Source organism: Lysinibacillus sp. S1 (assembly GCF_044986265.1).
Classification (GTDB): Bacteria; Bacillota; Bacilli; order Bacillales_A; family Planococcaceae; genus Lysinibacillus; species Lysinibacillus capsici.
In genome coordinates, this window is the sequence record NZ_CP173154.1 from 2,610,635 (window position 1) to 2,629,937 (window position 19,303).

Annotated in this window: 10 protein-coding genes, 11 tRNA genes and 5 rRNA genes; 2 read left to right on the forward strand and 24 right to left on the reverse strand. The window is 44.0% G+C overall.

What is annotated here, in order from left to right; all coding sequences use genetic code 11:
• Positions 1–20 precede the first annotated feature (20 nt).
• The 6 genes from ACHZEU_RS12915 to ACHZEU_RS12940 all read right to left on the reverse strand — a co-directional run bounded on the left by ACHZEU_RS12915 (position 21) and on the right by ACHZEU_RS12940 (position 5,080).
• Positions 21–428: a hypothetical protein gene (locus ACHZEU_RS12915; protein ID WP_048395933.1), complete on the reverse strand. Its 408-nt coding sequence runs from the start codon at positions 426–428 to the stop codon at positions 21–23.
• Between the two features lie 73 nt (positions 429–501).
• Positions 502–1,875, reverse strand: a complete 1,374-nt coding sequence (locus ACHZEU_RS12920; RefSeq protein WP_048395931.1) for a HAMP domain-containing sensor histidine kinase — start codon at positions 1,873–1,875, stop codon at positions 502–504.
• A complete protein-coding gene (locus ACHZEU_RS12925) occupies positions 1,872–2,543 on the reverse strand; it encodes a response regulator transcription factor (RefSeq protein WP_048395929.1) in 672 nt (223 codons plus the stop codon). Before ACHZEU_RS12925 ends, ACHZEU_RS12920 begins: the two co-directional genes overlap by 4 nt.
• A gap of 73 nt (positions 2,544–2,616) precedes the next feature.
• Positions 2,617–3,714, reverse strand: a complete 1,098-nt coding sequence (locus tag ACHZEU_RS12930) for a DUF1648 domain-containing protein (protein ID WP_048395926.1) — start codon at positions 3,712–3,714, stop codon at positions 2,617–2,619.
• Between the two features lie 4 nt (positions 3,715–3,718).
• On the reverse strand, positions 3,719–4,114 hold the full coding sequence (locus ACHZEU_RS12935; protein ID WP_048395924.1) for a GntR family transcriptional regulator: 396 nt from the start codon (positions 4,112–4,114) through the stop codon (positions 3,719–3,721).
• Positions 4,115–4,186: 72 nt separating this feature from the next.
• Complete coding sequence (locus tag ACHZEU_RS12940; protein WP_054548490.1) at positions 4,187–5,080, reverse strand: LysR family transcriptional regulator; 894 nt, start codon at positions 5,078–5,080, stop codon at positions 4,187–4,189.
• Positions 5,081–5,209: 129 nt separating this feature from the next.
• Between ACHZEU_RS12940 and ACHZEU_RS12945 the strand changes: the two genes are divergently transcribed.
• Positions 5,210–5,875 (forward strand): O-methyltransferase, encoded by a 666-nt coding sequence (locus ACHZEU_RS12945; RefSeq protein ID WP_404803476.1) that lies wholly within the window; start codon positions 5,210–5,212, stop codon positions 5,873–5,875.
• A 274-nt stretch (positions 5,876–6,149) separates the two neighbouring features.
• Here ACHZEU_RS12945 and aceB read toward each other — a convergent pair whose 3' ends face one another.
• Positions 6,150–7,748 carry a malate synthase A gene (aceB, locus tag ACHZEU_RS12950; protein WP_048395937.1) on the reverse strand — a complete coding sequence of 533 codons (1,599 nt, stop codon included), beginning with the start codon at positions 7,746–7,748 and terminating at the stop codon, positions 6,150–6,152.
• Positions 7,749–7,860: 112 nt separating this feature from the next.
• Positions 7,861–9,144: an isocitrate lyase gene (gene aceA, locus ACHZEU_RS12955; RefSeq protein ID WP_004233046.1), complete on the reverse strand. Its 1,284-nt coding sequence runs from the start codon at positions 9,142–9,144 to the stop codon at positions 7,861–7,863.
• Between the two features lie 214 nt (positions 9,145–9,358).
• On the opposite strand from aceA, the gene ACHZEU_RS12960 reads away from it, so the two are divergent.
• The gene (locus tag ACHZEU_RS12960; protein WP_048395918.1) at positions 9,359–10,030 is read left to right on the forward strand and encodes a LytTR family DNA-binding domain-containing protein; all 672 of its coding nucleotides are present in this window, start codon (positions 9,359–9,361) and stop codon (positions 10,028–10,030) included.
• 83 nt (positions 10,031–10,113) lie between these two features.
• On the opposite strand, the gene rrf (ACHZEU_RS12965) is transcribed toward ACHZEU_RS12960, so the two are convergent.
• The 16 genes from rrf (ACHZEU_RS12965) to ACHZEU_RS13040 form a co-directional block, all read right to left on the reverse strand.
• A 5S ribosomal RNA gene (rrf, locus tag ACHZEU_RS12965) occupies positions 10,114–10,229 on the reverse strand.
• A gap of 69 nt (positions 10,230–10,298) precedes the next feature.
• Positions 10,299–13,226 (reverse strand): 23S ribosomal RNA (locus ACHZEU_RS12970).
• 89 nt (positions 13,227–13,315) lie between these two features.
• Positions 13,316–13,391, reverse strand: a tRNA-Ala gene (locus tag ACHZEU_RS12975).
• A gap of 12 nt (positions 13,392–13,403) precedes the next feature.
• Positions 13,404–13,480: transfer RNA gene (locus ACHZEU_RS12980), tRNA-Ile, on the reverse strand.
• Positions 13,481–13,574: 94 nt separating this feature from the next.
• Positions 13,575–15,126: ribosomal RNA gene (locus ACHZEU_RS12985) — 16S ribosomal RNA — on the reverse strand.
• Positions 15,127–15,268: 142 nt separating this feature from the next.
• Positions 15,269–15,344 (reverse strand) — tRNA-Ala (locus ACHZEU_RS12990).
• A gap of 20 nt (positions 15,345–15,364) precedes the next feature.
• Positions 15,365–15,441, reverse strand: a tRNA-Pro gene (locus tag ACHZEU_RS12995).
• Positions 15,442–15,450: 9 nt separating this feature from the next.
• Positions 15,451–15,527: transfer RNA gene (locus ACHZEU_RS13000), tRNA-Arg, on the reverse strand.
• Positions 15,528–15,535: 8 nt separating this feature from the next.
• Positions 15,536–15,624, reverse strand: a tRNA-Leu gene (locus tag ACHZEU_RS13005).
• 5 nt (positions 15,625–15,629) lie between these two features.
• Positions 15,630–15,704, reverse strand: a tRNA-Gly gene (locus tag ACHZEU_RS13010).
• Between the two features lie 37 nt (positions 15,705–15,741).
• Positions 15,742–15,826 (reverse strand) — tRNA-Leu (locus tag ACHZEU_RS13015).
• Positions 15,827–15,843: 17 nt separating this feature from the next.
• Positions 15,844–15,919: transfer RNA gene (locus ACHZEU_RS13020), tRNA-Lys, on the reverse strand.
• Positions 15,920–15,926: 7 nt separating this feature from the next.
• Positions 15,927–16,002: transfer RNA gene (locus ACHZEU_RS13025), tRNA-Thr, on the reverse strand.
• A 3-nt stretch (positions 16,003–16,005) separates the two neighbouring features.
• Positions 16,006–16,081 (reverse strand) — tRNA-Val (locus ACHZEU_RS13030).
• A 10-nt stretch (positions 16,082–16,091) separates the two neighbouring features.
• Positions 16,092–16,207, reverse strand: a 5S ribosomal RNA gene (gene rrf / locus ACHZEU_RS13035).
• A gap of 114 nt (positions 16,208–16,321) precedes the next feature.
• A 23S ribosomal RNA gene (locus ACHZEU_RS13040) occupies positions 16,322–19,249 on the reverse strand.
• Together the 16S, 23S and 5S rRNA genes with 11 tRNA genes alongside form the textbook arrangement of a ribosomal RNA operon.
• Between the last annotated feature and the right edge of the window lie 54 nt (positions 19,250–19,303).

Consider the following 19,303-nt stretch of genomic DNA (forward strand, 5'->3'; position numbering starts at 1 on the left):
GAATGACACGGTAGGTTTTATTAAAGACTGCTATTATCCTTTTGTTGTTGAATCATAAATGTTACAACAATAAATAAAGCAAAGCTAATTAATAGTGTAGTTCCTCCTACAATAAAGAAGACTAATGTAAAAGTGCTACCAAAATTAAATGGATTTATATTGTAAAACCACATGCCTAACGTTAAGCCCAGAACACCCACAATAGCTGTCCAACCATGAATGGTTACTAATTTTTGTGATTTCACTTTGAAGGCTCTATAAAAAATACCCCAGGCAAACATACTAAGCCAGCCGACCAGTAAAATATGTGCATGTATCGGTCTATATTCATAGCTACCTGATCCCGACATATGTGAACCTAAATATGTGCCGATTAAAGCAAAGATTGCCGCTAATCGAATAAGACGTATGCTCCACTTTTGTTCCATACGATAACTCCCCCTAGTTGTGTTTCAACTAAGTAGCAGTTTATCGTGTGAACATGAACTTTATATGAACTCCTTATGACAAAATTGGTAGATGGATATAAACCTTTGTGCCCGCATGCATCGTACTTTGCATCTGTATGGTCCCTCCATGTAGCTCAACAATTTGTTTGACAATCGCTAAGCCTAGCCCTGTCCCTTGCTTGGTTCTAGACGCATCGGCGCGATAAAAACGGTCATATGCTTTTGCTAATTGATCCTCAGTCATTCCTATCCCACTGTCCTCAACAAGAATTTCAAGTGAGGCAGATCTTTTTTGTAAATGTAGATGTATTTGCCCACCCTCTACATTATATTTAATGGCATTTGTCAGTAAATTATCCCATACATTTTGTAAAAGCCCTGCATCGCCATCAAAAATAATTTGCTCAAGCTTATATGATATTTGAAGCTGTGACTCTTCCATTTGCCAACGATACTTTCGTACGGTTTCCTTTAACTGTTCATCTAAACGATAAGACTCTCGTTTTACAATTCTTGTCGATTGGTCAAGGGAAGTTAATAATAATAACTGTTTGGTTAATGTAGATAGGCGTTTTGTTTCTAGCTCTATGATTGCTGCATATTCCTGTCTTTCCTGTTCAGTAAGGGAAGAATTTTTCAGTAAATCTACATACCCTTGAATATTTAATAAAGGCGACTGAAAATCATGTGATACATTACTAATAAATTCCTTCCGTGTACGATCATTTTCCTGTAATCTCTCGGTCATCCTATTAAAGCTTGATGCTAATTGACCAATTTCATCTGCACGATCAATATCTAGAACTGTATCAAATTTTTCATGTGCTAGCTGTTGAGTGGCTGCTGTTAACTTCGTAATGGGGCGAATTAATGCTTTAGCAAATAGTAGCATGGCAAGAAGACTCAGTACTGTCATAACCAACATTAATCCTGCGAGTATTGTATGCACCTCAGAAAACAATAAACGAATATCTGGTCTTATGAATAGTGCATAGGACTTGCTTTCATAGGTAAATGGCACACCAATTGTATTATTCAGTTCGTTAGCAAAAAATCCTGTTACAAAGGTTTCTTTAGGAAAATCTCGCATACCATGATAGGTTTCCCCATTTAAAACATGCTCCACAACAGATGTTGACAATGTTTTATCACGATATGGACCGCCAAAAAAATGCCCCTCCTCACCAGTTGTCACATATATTTGATAGCCGATTTCACCCAAGGTTGTCAGATAGCTATTTAAATCTTCTGGTTCGTCTGTCTCAATATAATGCACAATATCCTGTGCTATGCTAACGTTTTTCGCATCATTTTTTTCTTTTACAACTTGATGGTAATAGGTATTCGTTACCAAAAAGCCCATACATAAGCTTCCAATCATTACTAGCATTGTTGTTACAACAAATTTACTATATAACGTTTTCATGTTGTTTCCTCTAGCTTATAGCCAACACCTCTTACTGTTGTAATTTCAACAGCCGTGTCATATCGGTTTAATCTTTCACGAATCCGCTTCACATGCGTATTTAACGTTTGCTCATCTCCATCATAGTCATAGCCCCATACTTGTTCCATAATATAGCTGCGAGTAAATACTTGATGGGGGCGTGATGCTAACAAAGCCAGTAATTCAAATTCCTTTAAAGGTAATATAAGTGTATTTTCCCCTATTACAACCTCAAAGCTTCGTCGGTCAATTACTAGTTTACCTACTTGAATGGTTACTTGATTTTTTTTATCAAATCTCCTCAAAATTGCAGCTATACGAAATAATAATTCCTTTGGTTCAAAGGGCTTTACAACATAATCGTCAGATCCTGCTAAAAAGCCACGTTCTTTATCCTCTAGCTCACCTTTTGCTGTTAATAATAAAACAGGAATATCATAATCTTGAGTTAAATACTCTGTTAGTGTAAAACCATCCATTCCTGGCATCATCACATCGACAACAGCTAAATCAGGCAGATTCCCTTCGAGTAAGGCTAGTGCCTGCTTTGCATTTTCAGCAAGTAGCACTTGGTAGCCTTCCTTTGTAAGATAAATATTGACTAGCTGTAAAATATGAACGTCATCATCGACAACAAGGATCTTCATCTGCCCACCTCCAGTTAATAAGAAAAAATCCGATCATATAGAACGAATTTTTTCATCACAAATTACTATTATTTTATAACGAAAATATAGAAATCAACAGCAATAAGAGAAAAGGTAAACCAATCACAATATAGCCTCTAGGATTGGCAAGGTTCATGGTCCATCCTACCCCGAAGCGTTTCTCCACAAAAACGGATGGGTCTTGTCGATTCATATAAATTAAGCCGCCCTTCCAATAACGATCCTCATCCACGTCCATTACCTGGGAATCTATATTTGCTTCATAGCGTACTTTATGTTTATACTTTTTCACCACATATATCAGTAATGAACCCAGCAAAACAACTAAGAACAAAATAAATACTGGTAATAGCTTATAGCCTACTGTCATAGAAGGATAGATGTTGCTTAATTGTAAAATTGTTAATAAAGCTGTTAATGCAGAACTTATCAGTAGTATTTGCCAACTCATGTATTTTCGTGTTTTTAGCTGATCCTCCAACGATTCCTCTTTGCGATTTACAGCTAATTTAATTGCAGAACGTTTAATGGAGTCGGTAATTCCCCACATCATACATTGCATCATTAGCATTACCAGTGGCAGTGAAATAGCCGTAAAATAGGTCTTGTTTCTCCATGCATCCGCTTCACCACTCGGCCCCCAATGTACTGCTATATCATTTGGCATGAGATCGTAATGAAGGTATGTGTAAATGATCAAAAATACGGATATTCCTAATGGTACAGCAAAAAAAGACCAAGGAAGCATTTCATCACGACTTCTTGCAGTTAAATCCACTGCCCGTACTTGTTTAATATTTGCACCCCACTGCTCTTGTTTTTTCAACTTCGATACCTTTTGATGATTTATCCAATACAACGCCATACTTACTGTAAGCATACTAAACAAACAGCTTAATAAAACAATACTTTGAATAGCTTCAGAAGGAGCAAATTGATTGTAACTTATAATCATGATGATTAGAAAAACTATCCCTGTTCCCCCTACGAACCGCACATACTGTTTTTTCAACTGAGCTAAGATGGGATGCTTAATAATTTGATCAGGCACTGTGACTCCAAAAACGATAGTCTCTCTTACAATATAGGGAACGACTATTTGCAAAGCTAATGTCATGATGTAAATGGTTATAAAAACGCCAAGTAGCATTTTGCTACACTCCCTCTGCTGGAATTTGCAAATCAGCAAATACTTTTTTCATCATGTGCTCAATTTGTTCAGCTGTTGCACCGAGCACCATTCCTTCTGCCACAACAGGTTTTAAATTCTTTTCGATTTGTCGTAGTTGCTCAGGTGATAAAGCTCTCTCCTCTGCTGAACTTATAATAGCTCCAGATTTTGGCCGAATGGTAATAATCCCTTTCGCCTCTAATTCATGATAACTCTTATTAACAGTATGCATATTAACACCTAAATCGGCAGCTAAACTCCGCACAGATGGCAAAGTATCACCTGGCTTCATTTCTCCTCTAGCAATTCCTTCAATAATTTGACGTGTTACCTGCTCATAAATAGGTACGTCTGATTGAAATTCTATTTGAATAAACATGTTTATCAGCTCCACATTTGTTATACAACTAATATAACAAATTTCTCTCCACCTTGCATGAGATTCAAATGTTTAAATGGGGGAATTTTTTATGGTTTCAATAAACCTTTGCACAAGTAAATTCTGCTTCTCATTATTCCTTGTACAAATTGCAATTTTATGTTTAATGGCATGAATATCCTTCACATAAACTCTCGCCAATTGCCCACTCTCTACATACTCTCTAACCGCAAGAGAAGAAATAAAATTTGCACCATAGCCCGCCATGACTGAGCGAATGGTTTCATGAATACCATTAAATTGGAGTGCGATATTTGGTGGTCTCACTTGGTATGTTTGACATAATGAGAAAAGATGCTCCCTCATCGAACTACCTACTTCTCTCATAATAAAAGGCTCCTGAAACATTTCAACTAATGTAATAGATTGATGTGCATAGCGATGATTTGGCGATACTACAAACCATAATTCATCCTCATATAATTCCTCCCACTCTATTTCCTTAGGTCTTTCAGACATTCCCCCACCGTAAATAGCCATATCCGCTTTATAGTTTATTAACTGTTCAAAGGCATCCTTTGTGTTGGTTGTTGTAATCATTAAATTCGCCTGTTCATTAGCAGCCTTGAAAGTAGCCGCCCATTTAGGAATTAAAAAATTAGCAGGTAAGAAAGTTGCAACAATGTGTAAATTCCCAGTTCTTGCAAGTCGATAATCTTCTATAAATGTTTCAATATGTTGCTCAAGAGCAATAAGATTTTGAGCTTTTTCTGCTAGTGTCACACCGAATTCAGTAAGTACTACACCACGTCCCTGTTGTTGAAATAGCTGGACTCCAATTTCATGTTCAAAACGTTTGATTTGACTTGAAACTGCAGGTTGACTTATGCATAGCATTTCTGCAGCTTTTGTAAAACTGCCTGTAACCGCAACTTGATAAAACAATTTTAAGCCATGACTATTCATGATTTAACCTCAATTCATAATCTTTAGTTATGTATTAATAATAATAATATATTTTTATTATGATTCATTCTATCATACACTTGATTGGCAAGCTTGCACTTTAAAGCATAATGAAATGAGGACTGTATAATGACAGAATTAAATGTTTGGCAATACGTAGATGACTATTTCATGACTAAGCTCCTTTCAGAAAACGAACATCTTAATACTGCACTACAGGCTAATAAAGCTGCAGGTATTCCAGAGATTGATGTATCTCCTACTCAAGGGAGACTATTATATTTATTCGCAAAAATGAAAAGTGCGGTAAATATTTTAGAGATCGGCACACTTGGAGGCTATAGCAGTATTTGTTTAGCCCAAGCTCTTCCTCAGGCAGGAAAAGTTGTGACATTAGAAATTAATGAAGAGTACGCCAAAGTTGCCAAGCAAAATATAGCGAATGCAGGGTATGGACCAAAGGTTGAGGTCATTGTAGGAAATGCCCTAGATACATTACCAAACTTAAAAAACGCTGGACTATTATTTGACTTTATCTTTATTGATGCTGATAAACCTAATAACCCCGCTTACTTGAAGTGGGCTTTAAAATTAGCAAACTCTGGCGCTCTTATTATTGCAGATAATGTTGTACGTAATGGTGAGGTAATTAATGAAAATAGTGAGGATGAACGTGTTAGAGGCGTACAAGAATTTATGGATTTAGTAAAAGCAAACCCGAGAATTGAAGCAACAGCTATACAAACAGTTGGTGTCAAAGGGTATGACGGCTTTGTAATAGCCGTAGTAAATTAGCATAGAAAAACCGCGTAACTAAAAAAGCAGTTACGCGGATGTACTATATAAAAGATGCCTTACTGCTCCCCATCTAAGCTAGTAAGACATCTTTACCCCTTAAAATCTCTTAACTTTTATTTATAGACCCCTTTTAATTCAATCGTGCTCATCTCTTTAAACGGGGGAACAGACCCCGTCACGTTATGTTAGTGGAATAGGCTGGATTGTACTCGAGTGCAATCCTTAGATAGTTATTAGGAAAGTTTGATATGTTGGATAGTAGACTTGTATTTTACGCTAATTTTTCATACCCTGGAAGTGTCAAGAATTCCGCAAATTCATCTTGTTCAATTAAGGATTTAAACAGTTCAGCAGCTTCTTCATAGCGACCACTGTTATAAGCTTGTTCCCCAACAGCCTCTTTAATTTTCACAAGTTCTTCTTCCAATATTTCTAAAACAAATGCTAGTGTAATACCACGTCCATCATCTAAGATTCCTTTCGGATGACGGATCCATTGCCATACTTGTGTACGAGAGATTTCTGCTGTTGCAGCATCCTCCATCAAGTTATTAATTGGTGCAGCTCCGTTACCTCGAAGCCATGAAGCAATATATTGTACACCAACACTACAGTTAATACGTAGACCTTCAATTGTTATTGTTCCTTCTGGTACAGCTACTAAATCTTCGGCAGATACTTGTACATCCTCACGCTTTTTATGAATTTGGTTAGGAGTTGTCATAATTGCATCAAATTGCTCCATCGCTGTTGCAACCATACCAGGATGTGCTACCCATGTACCGTCATGCCCCTCTGTTGCCTCACGACGTTTATCTTCTGCCACCTTTGCAAATGCCACTGCATTGGCCTCATCGTCATTTTTAACTGGAATTTGAGCTGCCATTCCGCCCATTGCTGGTGCATTTCGCTTGTGACATGTTTGAATACATAAAGATGTATAGGCTTTCATAAAAGGTACTGTCATCGTTACTTGCCCACGGTCTGGCAAAATAACATCAGCTTGATTGCGTAGACGCTTAATATAGCTGAAAATATAATCCCAACGACCGCAATTCAAACCAGCTGAATGTTCACGTAGCTCATATAAAATTTCATCCATCTCAAACGCAGCTAAAATCGTTTCGATTAATACAGTAGCTTTTATTGTCCCCTGTGGAATACCAATATAATCTTGAGCAAACACAAAGACATCATTCCATAGTCGAGCCTCTAAATGACTTTCAAGTTTTGGTAGATAGAAATATGGCCCTGTACCTTGTGCAAGTGCGTTTTTGGCATTGTGGAATAGATATAAACCGAAGTCAAAGAAACTGCCAGAAATCGGCTCTCCATCCACCAGGACATGCTTCTCAAGCAAGTGTAGACCTCGTGGACGAACTAACAGCACTGCTGTCTCATCATTTAATTTATATGTTTTACCATTGGATTCTTGTGTAAACTCAATCGTCTTATTAATAGCATCACGCATATTAATTTGACCGCCAATCATATTTTCCCATGTCGGAGAAGATGCATCTTCAAAGCATGCCATGAACATTTTTGCTCCAGAATTTAACGCATTAATAACCATTTTCCGATCAACTGGCCCTGTAATTTCAACACGGCGATCTTGTAAGTCGTTTGGAAGTGGTGCGATTACCCAATCACCTTCCCGAATATGCTTTGTCTCTGGTAGGAAATCCAGCTTCTCTCCCGCATCAAGTCGTTTTTGGCGTTCTTGTCGAGCCTCCAACAGCTCCTTGCGACGAGCATCAAATTTTTCGTGCAGAGCAAGAACAAATTCAAGAGCTTCAGGTGTCAAAATTTCATTAGTTTGCTCATTTTGTTCTCCAACAATTTTAAGCTTACCTGTCGTTGCTTGTTCCATTAGCTGTTTACCCACCTTTGCCATTTTAGTTTCGTCATCCTCCGCTTTAGGAGGAGCGGAGGAGACTATTCTATGATTATGAATTTAGGAAAACACGTATTTAAACTACGACTTATACAAACTGTTCTGTTTCAGTAGAACCTGCCATTGCTGTTGTAGAAGAAGTACCACCAGAGATAACTTGAGAGATTTCATCAAAGTATCCAGTACCTACTTCGCGTTGGTGACGTGTAGCTGTATAGCCTTTAGACTCAGAAGCAAATTCTGCTTGTTGTAGCTTAGAATATGCAGCCATACCATTATCTTTATAGTCATGAGCAAGCTCAAACATAGAGTGGTTAAGTGCATGGAAACCTGCTAAAGTAACGAATTGGAATTTGTAACCCAACTTACCAAGTTCACGTTGATACTCTGCGATTTCTTCTTCTGAAAGATTTGCCTTCCAGTTGAATGAAGGTGAGCAGTTGTATGCAAGCATTTTACCTGGGAACTCAGCATGAATAGCTTCAGCAAATTCTCTAGCTTCTTCAAGTGATGGTTTAGAAGTTTCACACCAAATTAAATCTGCATATGGAGCGTAAGCTAAACCACGAGCAATTGCTTGTTTGATTCCAGCTTTTGTACGGAAGAAGCCTTCAGGTGTGCGTTCACCAGTGATGAACTCTGCATCACGTGGATCAATATCTGATGTAACCATATCAGCAGCATCAGCATCTGTACGTGCAATTAAAATTGTATCTACACCCATAACATCTGTTGCTAAACGTGCAGCTACTAAGTTACGAACAGCATTTTGTGTTGGAAGTAATACTTTACCTCCAAGGTGTCCACATTTCTTTTCAGATGCTAATTGATCTTCTAAGTGAACACCCGCTGCTCCTGCTTCAATCATACCTTTTACAAGCTCGAATACGTTTAGAGGCCCACCAAAACCTGCTTCTGCGTCTGCTACGATTGGCGCGAACCAATCAAATTGATCAACACGTCCTTCAGCATGATCAATTTGATCTGCACGTTGAAGCGCTTGATTAATTCGTTTTACTACTGCTGGTACAGAGTTAGCTGGATATAATGATTGGTCAGGATACATTTGACCAGACAGGTTTGCATCAGCAGCTACTTGCCAGCCTGATAGATAGATAGCCTTTAATCCAGCTTTTACTTGTTGTACTGCCTGATTCCCCGTTAATGCCCCCAATGCATTGATAAACGGTTCCTCATGTAATGAATTCCAAAGTCGAGTAGCACCTTTTTGTGCTAGTGTTTGTTCAATTACTACTGTCCCCTGTAATTTAACAACTTCTTCAGCTGAATATGTGCGTTCAATACCAGCCCAACGTGGGTTTTCAGCCCATTGTTTTTCTAAAGCTTCGATTCTTTCTTGACGAGTTGACATATTGAAATTCCACCTTCCCCTTTGTGTACAATATACTCTGTTAAAAAACTTTTAATTATCTGTTCCATAACAGGTTTATTTGTTGTAAATTAATATATAACAGACTATTTGAATTTTCATTATTTTTCGATAAAAGATCAAATTTTAAGGATAAAACTACCTTTTTTGACGATGAAATTTGGAAGACTGTTTACAAACAAGGGGGATATTCACAATGAACAATGAGTTAAATTCTTTCGTAAAAGATATTTCACAACAATATATTTTTATGTTGAAAGACTGGATACCTGCTGATTCATCCATTGCTATTGCTGTTGAAAATGCTTATGTTTATTTTCACTCTGGTCACCAAAGTATTCATTTAGAGATAGGTCAACAAGTATTACCTGGGAGTATTGCCGACCAAGTGTTACAGACTCAAAAAAAAACAGATGCTATTTTAGATAATTCTCTTTTCGATACGCCATATTATGGCATTGGTTATCCCATATACATTCAAAATAAGCCTGCTGCTCTCGTCATTGTCCTACCGTCATCATTTACAGCAAAAAAAGCAGCACCATTTCAATTTTTAACTGGAAAGCAAGAGGAGGAATGGAATCCTGTAGCAATTAATAAAATATCTCATATTGAAAGCCTACAGAAAAAAACATGGTTTTATGTAGAGGGTGATCAGTATAAAACAAGTATTACACTTAAAGAACTTCAATTACGATTACCATCATATTTTATTCGTATCCATAGATCTTACATTGTAAATATACATTTCATAAAAAAAATGGCACGTGATTTAACGTCAAATTTTATTGTCACTTTAATTGATGGAAGTGAGTTACCAGTAAGTCAATCTTATCTAAATGATCTTCGGAGTGCTCTTGAGTTTTAGTATATACGGCTGTCCTTTTCCGGGGACAGCCTACTTTGAGACAACAAAAAAGACCAGAGAATTTATTCTCTGATCTTTCTTTTGCCTAGCGACGTCCTACTCTCACAGGGGGAAGCCCCCAACTACCATCGGCGCTAAAGAGCTTAACTTCCGTGTTCGGTATGGGAACGGGTGTGACCTCTTTGCCATCATCACTAGACTTTTTATTTAATTGAAAGATTTATTCTTTCAAAACTGGATAAACGGTGCATTGAATGTTTCAAACGTTTTGGTTAAGTCCTCGATCGATTAGTATTCGTCAGCTCCATGTGTCACCACACTTCCACCTCGAACCTATCTACCTCATCGTCTTTGAGGGATCTTACTTACTTGCGTAATGGGAAATCTCATCTTGAGGGGGGCTTCATGCTTAGATGCTTTCAGCACTTATCCCGTCCACACATAGCTACCCAGCGATGCCTTTGGCAAGACAACTGGTACACCAGCGGTGTGTCCATCCCGGTCCTCTCGTACTAAGGACAGCTCCTCTCAAATTTCCTACGCCCACGACGGATAGGGACCGAACTGTCTCACGACGTTCTGAACCCAGCTCGCGTACCGCTTTAATGGGCGAACAGCCCAACCCTTGGGACCGACTACAGCCCCAGGATGCGATGAGCCGACATCGAGGTGCCAAACCTCCCCGTCGATGTGGACTCTTGGGGGAGATAAGCCTGTTATCCCCGGGGTAGCTTTTATCCGTTGAGCGATGGCCCTTCCATGCGGAACCACCGGATCACTAAGCCCGTCTTTCGACCCTGCTCGACTTGTAGGTCTCGCAGTCAAGCTCCCTTGTGCCTTTACACTCTACGAATGATTTCCAACCATTCTGAGGGAACCTTTGGGCGCCTCCGTTACCTTTTAGGAGGCGACCGCCCCAGTCAAACTGTCCGCCTGACACTGTCTCCTGCCCCGCTAAGGGGCATGGGTTAGAATTTCAATACAACCAGGGTAGTATCCCACCGACGCCTCCTTCGAAGCTGGCGCTCCGAGATCTCTGGCTCCTACCTATCCTGTACAAGTTGTACCAAAATTCAATATCAGGCTACAGTAAAGCTCCACGGGGTCTTTCCGTCCTGTCGCGGGTAACCTGCATCTTCACAGGTACTATAATTTCACCGAGTCTCTCGTTGAGACAGTGCCCAGATCGTTACGCCTTTCGTGCGGGTCGGAACTTACCCGACAAGGAATTTCGCTACCTTAGGACCGTTATAGTTACGGCCGCCGTTTACTGGGGCTTCAATTCGCAGCTTCGCTTGCGCTAACCACTCCTCTTAACCTTCCAGCACCGGGCAGGCGTCAGCCCCTATACGTCACCTTACGGTTTTGCAGAGACCTGTGTTTTTGCTAAACAGTCGCCTGGGCCTATTCACTGCGGCTCTCATGCGCTTGCACGCTCAAGAGCACCCCTTCTCCCGAAGTTACGGGGTCATTTTGCCGAGTTCCTTAACGAGAGTTCTCTCGCACACCTTAGGATTCTCTCCTCGACTACCTGTGTCGGTTTGCGGTACGGGCACCTCTCACCTCGATAGAGGCTTTTCTTGGCAGTGTGAAATCAGGAACTTCGTCCATACGGACTCGCCATCACAGCTCAACGTTACAGTGTGCGGATTTGCCTACACACACGCCTTACTGCTTGGACGCGCACAACCAACGGCGCGCTTACCCTATCCTACTGCGTCCCCCCATTTCTCAAACGGTGAGGAGGTGGTACAGGAATATCAACCTGTTGTCCATCGCCTACGCCTATCGGCCTCGGCTTAGGTCCCGACTAACCCTGAGCGGACGAGCCTTCCTCAGGAAACCTTAGTCATACGGTGGACGGGATTCTCACCCGTCTTTCGCTACTCATACCGGCATTCTCACTTCTAAGCGCTCCACCAGTCCTTCCGATCTGACTTCAACGCACTTAGAACGCTCTCCTACCACTGACATCGTAGATGTCAATCCACAGCTTCGGTGAATCGTTTAGCCCCGATACATTTTCGGCGCAGCGTCACTCGACCAGTGAGCTATTACGCACTCTTTAAATGATGGCTGCTTCTAAGCCAACATCCTGGTTGTCTGTGCAACGCCACATCCTTTTCCACTTAACGATTACTTTGGGACCTTAGCTGGTGGTCTGGGCTGTTTCCCTTTTGACTACGGATCTTATCACTCGCAGTCTGACTCCCGTGTATAAATATCTGGCATTCGGAGTTTGTCTGAATTCGGTAAACCGGGATGGCCCCCTAGTCCAAACAGTGCTCTACCTCCAGTATTCTCATCACGAGGCTAGCCCTAAAGCTATTTCGGAGAGAACCAGCTATCTCCAAGTTCGATTGGAATTTCTCCGCTACCCACACCTCATCCCCGCACTTTTCAACGTGCGTGGGTTCGGGCCTCCAGTAAGTGTTACCTCACCTTCACCCTGGACATGGGTAGATCACCTGGTTTCGGGTCTACGACCACGTACTATTTCGCCCTATTCAGACTCGCTTTCGCTGCGGCTCCGCCTTCTAAAGCTTAACCTTGCACGTAATCGTAACTCGCCGGTTCATTCTACAAAAGGCACGCTATCACCCATTAACGGGCTCTAACTACTTGTAGGCACACGGTTTCAGGATCTCTTTCACTCCCCTTCCGGGGTGCTTTTCACCTTTCCCTCACGGTACTGGTTCACTATCGGTCACTAGGTAGTATTTAGCCTTGGGAGATGGTCCTCCCGGATTCCGACGGAATTTCACGTGTTCCGCCGTACTCAGGATCCACTCAGGAGAGAACGAACTTTCGACTACAGGGCTTTTACCTGCTCTGGCGGACCTTTCCAAGTCGCTTCATCTAACTCGCTCTTTTGTAACTCCGTATAGAGTGTCCTACAACCCCAAGAGGCAAGCCTCTTGGTTTGGGCTCTTCCCGTTTCGCTCGCCGCTACTCAGGGAATCGATTTTTCTTTCTCTTCCTCCAGGTACTTAGATGTTTCAGTTCCCTGGGTCTGCCTTCAAGACGCTATGTATTCACGTCAAGATACTACGCGATTAAACGTAGTGGGTTCCCCCATTCGGAAATCTCCGGATCAAAGCTCACTTACAGCTCCCCGAAGCATATCGGTGTTAGTGCCGTCCTTCTTCGGCTCCTAGTGCCAAGGCATTCSCCGTGCGCCCTTAATAMCTTAACCAGTTATTAAGCCTATAAAAAACTTAAAAAAATAAATGTGTTTGTTACAATTTCAATGTCGTTTTATCCAGTTTTCAAAGAACAAAAAAATGGTGGAGCCTAGCGGGATCGAACCGCTGACCTCCTGCGTGCAAGGCAGGCGCTCTCCCAGCTGAGCTAAGGCCCCAAGAGGTATATATGGTGGGCCTAAATGGACTCGAACCATCGACCTCACGCTTATCAGGCGTGCGCTCTAACCAGCTGAGCTATAGGCCCTCTTGGAAGTTTTATTAAATTTCATAAACCTTCAAAACTGAACGCAAAACGTAATCTTACAAACCCAAGGTTTGTATTCCGAAATAATCCTTAGAAAGGAGGTGATCCAGCCGCACCTTCCGATACGGCTACCTTGTTACGACTTCACCCCAATCATCTATCCCACCTTCGGCGGCTGGCTCCAAAAGGTTACCTCACCGACTTCGGGTGTTACAAACTCTCGTGGTGTGACGGGCGGTGTGTACAAGGCCCGGGAACGTATTCACCGCGGCATGCTGATCCGCGATTACTAGCGATTCCGGCTTCATGTAGGCGAGTTGCAGCCTACAATCCGAACTGAGAACGACTTTATCGGATTAGCTCCCTCTCGCGAGTTGGCAACCGTTTGTATCGTCCATTGTAGCACGTGTGTAGCCCAGGTCATAAGGGGCATGATGATTTGACGTCATCCCCACCTTCCTCCGGTTTGTCACCGGCAGTCACCTTAGAGTGCCCAACTAAATGATGGCAACTAAGATCAAGGGTTGCGCTCGTTGCGGGACTTAACCCAACATCTCACGACACGAGCTGACGACAACCATGCACCACCTGTCACCGTTGCCCCCGAAGGGGAAACTATATCTCTACAGTGGTCAACGGGATGTCAAGACCTGGTAAGGTTCTTCGCGTTGCTTCGAATTAAACCACATGCTCCACCGCTTGTGCGGGCCCCCGTCAATTCCTTTGAGTTTCAGTCTTGCGACCGTACTCCCCAGGCGGAGTGCTTAATGCGTTAGCTGCAGCACTAAGGGGCGGAAACCCCCTAACACTTAGCACTCATCGTTTACGGCGTGGACTACCAGGGTATCTAATCCTGTTTGCTCCCCACGCTTTCGCGCCTCAGCGTCAGTTACAGACCAGAAAGTCGCCTTCGCCACTGGTGTTCCTCCAAATCTCTACGCATTTCACCGCTACACTTGGAATTCCACTTTCCTCTTCTGCACTCAAGTCCCCCAGTTTCCAATGACCCTCCACGGTTGAGCCGTGGGCTTTCACATCAGACTTAAAGGACCGCCTGCGCGCGCTTTACGCCCAATAATTCCGGACAACGCTTGCCACCTACGTATTACCGCGGCTGCTGGCACGTAGTTAGCCGTGGCTTTCTAATAAGGTACCGTCAAGGTACAGCCAGTTACTACTGTACTTGTTCTTCCCTTACAACAGAGTTTTACGATCCGAAAACCTTCTTCACTCACGCGGCGTTGCTCCATCAGGCTTTCGCCCATTGTGGAAGATTCCCTACTGCTGCCTCCCGTAGGAGTCTGGGCCGTGTCTCAGTCCCAGTGTGGCCGATCACCCTCTCAGGTCGGCTACGCATCGTCGCCTTGGTGAGCCGTTACCTCACCAACTAGCTAATGCGCCGCGGGCCCATCCTATAGCGACAGCCGAAACCGTCTTTCAGTCTTTCATCATGAAGTAAAAGAGATTATTCGGTATTAGCCCCGGTTTCCCGGAGTTATCCCAAACTATAGGGTAGGTTGCCCACGTGTTACTCACCCGTCCGCCGCTAACGTCAAAGGAGCAAGCTCCTTTTCTGTTCGCTCGACTTGCATGTATTAGGCACGCCGCCAGCGTTCGTCCTGAGCCAGGATCAAACTCTCCATAAAAGAAATTTGATTAGCTCAAATTGTTTTGCTGGCATCATGTTTGATGTCCAAAATTATGTTTCGTTCACTAGCAAAACTAGCTACTTAAAACTTTATTGATTACGTTTTGCTTGTTCAGTTTTCAAGGTTCATGTAATTGAATTGGTGGAGCCTAGCGGGATCGAACCGCTGACCTCCTGCGTGCAAGGCAGGCGCTCTCCCAGCTGAGCTAAGGCCCCATATTTTTATTTTTAGGAAATGGTCGGGAAGACAGGATTCGAACCTGCGACCCCTTGGTCCCAAACCAAGTGCTCTACCAAGCTGAGCTACTTCCCGTTGTTCTTATGGCGCGCCCGACAGGAGTCGAACCCATAACCTTCTGATCCGTAGTCAGACGCTCTATCCAATTGAGCTACGGGCGCATTTAAAATGGTGCCGAGGACCGGAATCGAACCGGTACGGTAGTCACCTACCGCAGGATTTTAAGTCCTGTGCGTCTGCCAGTTCCGCCACCCCGGCACATTTGGAGCGGAAGACGAGGTTCGAACTCGCGACCCCCACCTTGGCAAGGTGGTGTTCTACCACTGAACTACTTCCGCATGTGCATAAGCTTTTTTTATCTGGCAATGAAAATAATGGTGCGGGTGAAGGGAGTCGAACCCCCACGCCTTGCGGCGCTAGATCCTAAGTCTAGTGCGTCTGCCAATTCCGCCACACCCGCTTATTATTATTTAAAAATGGTGAGCCATGAAGGACTCGAACCTTCGACCCTCTGATTAAAAGTCAGATGCTCTACCAACTGAGCTAATGGCTCGAAAAAATGGTGCCGGCTATAGGAATCGAACCCACGACCTACTGATTACAAGTCAGTTGCTCTACCTGCTGAGCTAAACCGGCATATGGTGGAGGATGACGGGCTCGAACCGCCGACCCTCTGCTTGTAAGGCAGATGCTCTCCCAGCTGAGCTAATCCTCCTGGGTATTATGCCTAGCGACGTCCTACTCTCACAGGGGGAAGCCCCCAACTACCATCGGCGCTAAAGAGCTTAACTTCCGTGTTCGGTATGGGAACGGGTGTGACCTCTTTGCCATCATCACTAGACTTATTAAAAGACAAGATTTATTATACCATATTTCAGTATAAATGCAAGCTTTTTTTTAAACTTACTTGTTCTTTCAAAACTGGATAAACGGTGCATTGAATGCTTCAAACGTTTTGGTTAAGTCCTCGATCGATTAGTATTCGTCAGCTCCATGTGTCACCACACTTCCACCTCGAACCTATCTACCTCATCGTCTTTGAGGGATCTTACTTACTTGCGTAATGGGAAATCTCATCTTGAGGGGGGCTTCATGCTTAGATGCTTTCAGCACTTATCCCGTCCACACATAGCTACCCAGCGATGCCTTTGGCAAGACAACTGGTACACCAGCGGTGTGTCCATCCCGGTCCTCTCGTACTAAGGACAGCTCCTCTCAAATTTCCTACGCCCACGACGGATAGGGACCGAACTGTCTCACGACGTTCTGAACCCAGCTCGCGTACCGCTTTAATGGGCGAACAGCCCAACCCTTGGGACCGACTACAGCCCCAGGATGCGATGAGCCGACATCGAGGTGCCAAACCTCCCCGTCGATGTGGACTCTTGGGGGAGATAAGCCTGTTATCCCCGGGGTAGCTTTTATCCGTTGAGCGATGGCCCTTCCATGCGGAACCACCGGATCACTAAGCCCGTCTTTCGACCCTGCTCGACTTGTAGGTCTCGCAGTCAAGCTCCCTTGTGCCTTTACACTCTACGAATGATTTCCAACCATTCTGAGGGAACCTTTGGGCGCCTCCGTTACCTTTTAGGAGGCGACCGCCCCAGTCAAACTGTCCGCCTGACACTGTCTCCTGCCCCGCTAAGGGGCATGGGTTAGAATTTCAATACAACCAGGGTAGTATCCCACCGACGCCTCCTTCGAAGCTGGCGCTCCGAGATCTCTGGCTCCTACCTATCCTGTACAAGTTGTACCAAAATTCAATATCAGGCTACAGTAAAGCTCCACGGGGTCTTTCCGTCCTGTCGCGGGTAACCTGCATCTTCACAGGTACTATAATTTCACCGAGTCTCTCGTTGAGACAGTGCCCAGATCGTTACGCCTTTCGTGCGGGTCGGAACTTACCCGACAAGGAATTTCGCTACCTTAGGACCGTTATAGTTACGGCCGCCGTTTACTGGGGCTTCAATTCGCAGCTTCGCTTGCGCTAACCACTCCTCTTAACCTTCCAGCACCGGGCAGGCGTCAGCCCCTATACGTCACCTTACGGTTTTGCAGAGACCTGTGTTTTTGCTAAACAGTCGCCTGGGCCTATTCACTGCGGCTCTCATGCGCTTGCACGCTCAAGAGCACCCCTTCTCCCGAAGTTACGGGGTCATTTTGCCGAGTTCCTTAACGAGAGTTCTCTCGCACACCTTAGGATTCTCTCCTCGACTACCTGTGTCGGTTTGCGGTACGGGCACCTCTCACCTCGATAGAGGCTTTTCTTGGCAGTGTGAAATCAGGAACTTCGTCCATACGGACTCGCCATCACAGCTCAACGTTACAGTGTGCGGATTTGCCTACACACACGCCTTACTGCTTGGACGCGCACAACCAACGGCGCGCTTACCCTATCCTACTGCGTCCCCCCATTTCTCAAACGGTGAGGAGGTGGTACAGGAATATCAACCTGTTGTCCATCGCCTACGCCTATCGGCCTCGGCTTAGGTCCCGACTAACCCTGAGCGGACGAGCCTTCCTCAGGAAACCTTAGTCATACGGTGGACGGGATTCTCACCCGTCTTTCGCTACTCATACCGGCATTCTCACTTCTAAGCGCTCCACCAGTCCTTCCGATCTGACTTCAACGCACTTAGAACGCTCTCCTACCACTGACATCGTAGATGTCAATCCACAGCTTCGGTGAATCGTTTAGCCCCGATACATTTTCGGCGCAGCGTCACTCGACCAGTGAGCTATTACGCACTCTTTAAATGATGGCTGCTTCTAAGCCAACATCCTGGTTGTCTGTGCAACGCCACATCCTTTTCCACTTAACGATTACTTTGGGACCTTAGCTGGTGGTCTGGGCTGTTTCCCTTTTGACTACGGATCTTATCACTCGCAGTCTGACTCCCGTGTATAAATATCTGGCATTCGGAGTTTGTCTGAATTCGGTAAACCGGGATGGCCCCCTAGTCCAAACAGTGCTCTACCTCCAGTATTCTCATCACGAGGCTAGCCCTAAAGCTATTTCGGAGAGAACCAGCTATCTCCAAGTTCGATTGGAATTTCTCCGCTACCCACACCTCATCCCCGCACTTTTCAACGTGCGTGGGTTCGGGCCTCCAGTAAGTGTTACCTCACCTTCACCCTGGACATGGGTAGATCACCTGGTTTCGGGTCTACGACCACGTACTATTTCGCCCTATTCAGACTCGCTTTCGCTGCGGCTCCGCCTTCTAAAGCTTAACCTTGCACGTAATCGTAACTCGCCGGTTCATTCTACAAAAGGCACGCTATCACCCATTAACGGGCTCTAACTACTTGTAGGCACACGGTTTCAGGATCTCTTTCACTCCCCTTCCGGGGTGCTTTTCACCTTTCCCTCACGGTACTGGTTCACTATCGGTCACTAGGTAGTATTTAGCCTTGGGAGATGGTCCTCCCGGATTCCGACGGAATTTCACGTGTTCCGCCGTACTCAGGATCCACTCAGGAGAGAACGAACTTTCGACTACAGGGCTTTTACCTGCTCTGGCGGACCTTTCCAAGTCGCTTCATCTAACTCGCTCTTTTGTAACTCCGTATAGAGTGTCCTACAACCCCAAGAGGCAAGCCTCTTGGTTTGGGCTCTTCCCGTTTCGCTCGCCGCTACTCAGGGAATCGATTTTTCTTTCTCTTCCTCCAGGTACTTAGATGTTTCAGTTCCCTGGGTCTGCCTTCAAGACGCTATGTATTCACGTCAAGATACTACGCGATTAAACGTAGTGGGTTCCCCCATTCGGAAATCTCCGGATCAAAGCTCACTTACAGCTCCCCGAAGCATATCGGTGTTAGTGCCGTCCTTCTTCGGCTCCTAGTGCCAAGGCATTCGCCGTGCGCCCTTAATAACTTAACCAAGTTATTAAGCCTATAAAAAACTTAAAAAATAAATGTGTTTGTTACAATTTCA

What these genes read in the sequence shown, in the direction of transcription:
- ACHZEU_RS12915 (WP_048395933.1), bottom strand. Translation starts at nt 428, where the DNA reads ATGGAACAAAAGTGGAGCATACGTCTTATTCGATTAGCGGCAATCTTT.
- ACHZEU_RS12920 (WP_048395931.1), bottom strand. Translation starts at nt 1,875, where the DNA reads ATGAAAACGTTATATAGTAAATTTGTTGTAACAACAATGCTAGTAATG.
- ACHZEU_RS12925 (WP_048395929.1), bottom strand. Translation starts at nt 2,543, where the DNA reads ATGAAGATCCTTGTTGTCGATGATGACGTTCATATTTTACAGCTAGTC.
- ACHZEU_RS12930 (WP_048395926.1), bottom strand. Translation starts at nt 3,714, where the DNA reads ATGCTACTTGGCGTTTTTATAACCATTTACATCATGACATTAGCTTTG.
- ACHZEU_RS12935 (WP_048395924.1), bottom strand. Translation starts at nt 4,114, where the DNA reads ATGTTTATTCAAATAGAATTTCAATCAGACGTACCTATTTATGAGCAG.
- ACHZEU_RS12940 (WP_054548490.1), bottom strand. Translation starts at nt 5,080, where the DNA reads ATGAATAGTCATGGCTTAAAATTGTTTTATCAAGTTGCGGTTACAGGC.
- ACHZEU_RS12945 (WP_404803476.1), top strand. Translation starts at nt 5,210, where the DNA reads ATGACAGAATTAAATGTTTGGCAATACGTAGATGACTATTTCATGACT.
- aceB (WP_048395937.1), bottom strand. Translation starts at nt 7,748, where the DNA reads ATGGAACAAGCAACGACAGGTAAGCTTAAAATTGTTGGAGAACAAAAT.
- aceA (WP_004233046.1), bottom strand. Translation starts at nt 9,144, where the DNA reads ATGTCAACTCGTCAAGAAAGAATCGAAGCTTTAGAAAAACAATGGGCT.
- ACHZEU_RS12960 (WP_048395918.1), top strand. Translation starts at nt 9,359, where the DNA reads ATGAACAATGAGTTAAATTCTTTCGTAAAAGATATTTCACAACAATAT.